At 40.8% G+C, this 4,507-nt stretch carries 1 protein-coding gene and 1 pseudogene; both read left to right on the top strand.

The features are described 5' to 3' along the window. Window positions 1–560: T9SS type A sorting domain-containing protein (locus FNW52_RS20330; RefSeq protein WP_143379300.1), on the top strand; the 560-nt coding region annotated here is incomplete at its 5' end. Window positions 561–752: 192 nt separating this feature from the next. Then, window positions 753–4,507, top strand: a pseudogene (locus FNW52_RS20325) (hypothetical protein); the annotation flags it as partial.

The raw sequence follows: 4,507 nt of genomic DNA, 5'->3' as shown, positions 1-4,507 counted from the left end.
CCAATGTGGGGCCAAACACCGTTATTTTGACAGTAACAGATGTTCATGGAAATGTATCAACAGCGACTGCAATAGTTGCTGTAAATTCATTAAGCATCAATACAATCTCTCGTAATTTAGATACTTTAACAGCTGATGAAGTTGGTGCAACAACGTACCAATGGATGACTTATAATGGCGTTATTTATGCAAACATCCCTAACGAAACGAATCGAACTTTGAGTGTAAAAACAGCTGGATCATACGCAGTAGACATTGCCAAAAATGGTTGTACCCAAAGAAGTGCTGTTTTTGACATGACTACATTAGGGAACTCAGCTTTCGAATTTAAATCAAATCTAAGTGTATATCCTAATCCGTTTAACGATGTCATTTCTATCACTATTGATTCTAATGCAAAAGTCGAAATTTATACGCTTTTAGGAGAAACGATTTATTCCAAAGAAATTAATTCAGGCACTACCCAATTGGATTTAGGGAACCATGCAAGCAGCATGTATTTAATAAAAGCAACCAACGAAAACAACCAATCGAAAACGGTTAAAATAGTAAAACAATAAGTTTTACCATTAGATTTTTAAACAAGAAAAGACTGCCCTAAAAAGCAGTCTTTTCTTGTTTAAAAATCCCTATCAAACGCAAATATGTCGTAATGGGCTACATAATGACATTCTTAACAATTATTTTTGCATTAATTTTTTAACAAAATTGAATCTTCAAAACAAAAACCATTAATTTCTAAACCTTTTTAAATGAAAAAAAATTTACTGTTACTCTTTGTTTTTTTAACCGCGCAAATAAACGCACAATGCTGGCTCAGCATACAGACCGGTAGTAACCATACTGTCGCTCTAAAAACAGACGGCACTTTATGGACTTGGGGAAATAATAACGCTGGGCAATTAGGCGATGGGACAAACACAAATAGAAATACCCCAAAACAAATAGGAACGGCAAATGATTGGAAAACCATTGTTTCAACTTCAGACCACACTATCGCCATAAAAACAGACGGTACTTTATGGGCTTGGGGGTATAATATCTATGGCCAATTAGGCGATGGGACAACCACAAATAAAAATACACCCATACAAATAGGAACGGATACCGATTGGCAAACCATAAACACAGGAGCGTTCTATACTGTCGCTATAAAAGCAGATGGCACTTTATGGGCTTGGGGGGAAAATATGTCTGGACAACTAGGAGATGGGACAAACATACAAAGAAATACCCCAACACAAATAGGAACGGGTAGCAATTGGAAAACCATAGCCGCAGGAGACTTCCATACTATCGCTATAAAAGCAGACAACACTTTATGGGCTTGGGGGTATAATTACTCTGGCCAATTAGGCGATGGGACTACTACACCGAAAAAATCCCCAAAACAAATAGGAGCGGCAACCAATTGGCAAACCATAAACACAGGAGGACACCATACTACCGCTATAAAATCAGACGGCACTTTATGGGCTTGGGGGTATAATTTGGATGGACAACTAGGAGATGGGACAAACACAAACAGAAGTATTCCAACACAAATAGGAACGGATAATAATTGGCAAACCATAGACCCAGGAAACTACTACACTACCGCTATAAAAGCAGACAAGACTTTATGGGCTTGGGGGAAAAATGTGAATGCACAATTAGGCGATGGGACAACCACAAACAGAAGTATTCCAACACAAATAGGAACGGCTACCGATTGGCAAGTCATAGCGGGGGGATTTACCCATACAATAGCTTTAAAAACAGATGGTGCTTTATGGGCTTGGGGATATAATGCGTCTGGACAACTAGGAGATGGGACAAACACACAAAGAAATGTCCCAACGGCCATAAGTTGTCCTGTAGCTCCAACAGTTACAACGACCACCCAAACCAATGCAGGTGCCGTAAAAGCTACTTTGGGCGGAGCTGTCACTGCAGATGGCGGATCTACCGTCTCCGAAAGAGGTATCGTGTGGGCAACAGCTACAGACCCCACAACAGCAAACAACAAAATCACAAACGGAACTGGTTTAGGGAGTTTTAGTGCAACTATTGCAGCTCTTCCTCCTTTTACGCTGGTCTATTACAGAGCGTATGCCATAAATACTACAGGAACTGGGTATGGAACTACCCTATCCTTTACCACAGGCGCCGCTTTGTCGGCAACTACAAGTCAAATCAATGTAGTTTGTACGAATGACGCTACTGGATCCGCTGCGGTAACGGCTTCGGGAGGAGCTAGTCCTTATACTTATTTATGGTCTTCTTCAAAAGGGACTTCGGCTACGGCAACTGGATTGTCGGCCATAGCCTACACTTGCACTATTACGGATGACGAAGGGACAACTTTCGTGAAAAATGTTTCTATAACAGCAAATGACATTACTCTTCCTGTTACAGGTACAAAAAACATCACCGTTAATTTGGATGCCAATGGTCAAGCGACGATAACACCAGCGATGATCAATAATGGTAGTTCGGATAATTGCGGTATCACAAGTATGAGTTTAGACAAAACGACTTTCTCTTGCGCTGATATTGGGGCTGTCTCTACGGTATTTACAAGTGTAGGTACGGCTACTCAAGAAACACATGGCCATGGTGGCGGTTACAATCCTCATACCAAAGAATTTTGGTATCCGAGATGGGTATCGACAACAATCCATAAATATGATGCTTCACATAACTCTCTTGGAAGTTTTATTGCTCCAGTAACGGCGATTATGCAGTTGTGGATGGATAAATCCAGCACCGATTATTATGTGACAAATTGGGATACTAACTCCATTAGAAGAATAAGTGGTAGTCGTATAGTTTGGAATTACCCTTTTGGTGACATAACTTCGGCCGTGACTACCAGTGATTTGTACGTGTTTGCAAAGGCACCGGGTGGAAATACTATTGTTGTATTGAATAAAACTAACGGAACTTTGGTAAAAAAAATTACGCTACCGGGATCTATTTCTACATACGGCGGTTTGGTGTATGCCAATGGGGTTCTTTATATTGCAGGTCAAGACGATTCTGGTTTTACAACCGTTCCTAAGACTATGGCTGCTATTCATGCCTTTAATGCCAGCACGGGAGCCTATATCAGCTCTATTGCAACTACCCAAAATTGTAGTAACACGGCTTTTGACGGAGAGACCATTTGGATTTCTGCAAATTCAAATACAATTGAGGGCTATAAAGTTTCTAATGAGAATGCCTACGACACCGACACTTCTGGGAATATTGTAACCTTAACCGTTACCGATGCGGCAAGAAACACTGTTACAAAAACGGCAAGAGTAAAAGTACTAGACAATAGGGCTCCTGTGATTACTCCCAATGTCAATAAAAGTGTAACAACTGATTTAAATGTTTGTGGAGCGAGTGTAACAATTGTTCCGCCATCTGCCACAGACAATTGTAGTGTAGGCACACCAACAGGAGTTCGAAGTGATGCATTGGCATTGGATGCCGTTTATCCAGTAGGAATCACAAGGGTCACTTGGAATGTAGCCGATTCTAATGGAACTGCAGCTGCGCCAGTTATCCAAACCGTTACCGTAATAGATAATCAACTTCCTGTGATTACTGCTAATGCAGATATAGTTGTCAATGCAGATGCAGGCGTTTGTAGAGCAAGTGTGACAATTGTTCCGGCTACAGTCTCAGACAATTGTACTGTAGACGTATTAAGAGGAGTACGAAGTGATGGATTGGCATTGAATGCCGTTTATCCAGTAGGAATCACAAGGATTACTTGGAATGTAAGCGATGTTAATAGAAATGCGGCTGCGCCAGTTATCCAAACCGTGACCGTAAGAGATAATCAACTTCCTGTGATTACTGCTAACGGGGATAAAAATGTAACTACTGATTTAAATGTTTGTGGAGCAACTGTAGCTGTTTCGGCAACTGCGACAGACAATTGTACTGTTGTTGATCCAACGGGAGTTCGAAGCGATGCATTGGCATTAGATGCCGTTTATCCAGTAGGAACCACAACCATTACCTGGAATGTATCTGATGCGAACGATAATGCAGCAGAGGCTGTTATCCAAACTGTTATTGTAAGAGATAATCAACTTCCTGTGATTACTGCTAACGGGGATAAAAATGTAACTACTGATTTAAATGTTTGTGGAGCAACTGTAGTTGTTTCGGCAACTGTGACAGACAATTGTACTGTTGTTGATCCAACAGGAGTTCGAAGCGATGCATTGGCATTAGATGCCCTTTATCCAATAGGAACCACAACCATTACCTGGAATGTATCTGATGCGAACGATAATGCAGCAGAGGCTGTTATCCAAACTGTTATTGTAAGCGATACTGTAATCCCAGTAATCTCGACTAATGGAGATAAAAATGTAAATGTTACTTCAGGGGTTTGCGGTGCAAACGTTGTTGTTTCGGCAACTGCCACAGACAATTGTTCAGTAGATACACCAACTGGAATAAGAAGTGACGCAAAATTACTTACTGAACTTTATCCAATAGGAACAACAACCATTACTTGGAA

It is taken from the genome of Flavobacterium sp. ZT3R18, assembly GCF_007097385.1.
GTDB lineage: Bacteria > Bacteroidota > Bacteroidia > Flavobacteriales > Flavobacteriaceae > Flavobacterium.
Note: the sequence above shows the minus strand (reverse complement) of the source record. Positions and strands in the feature narration are given on the sequence as shown.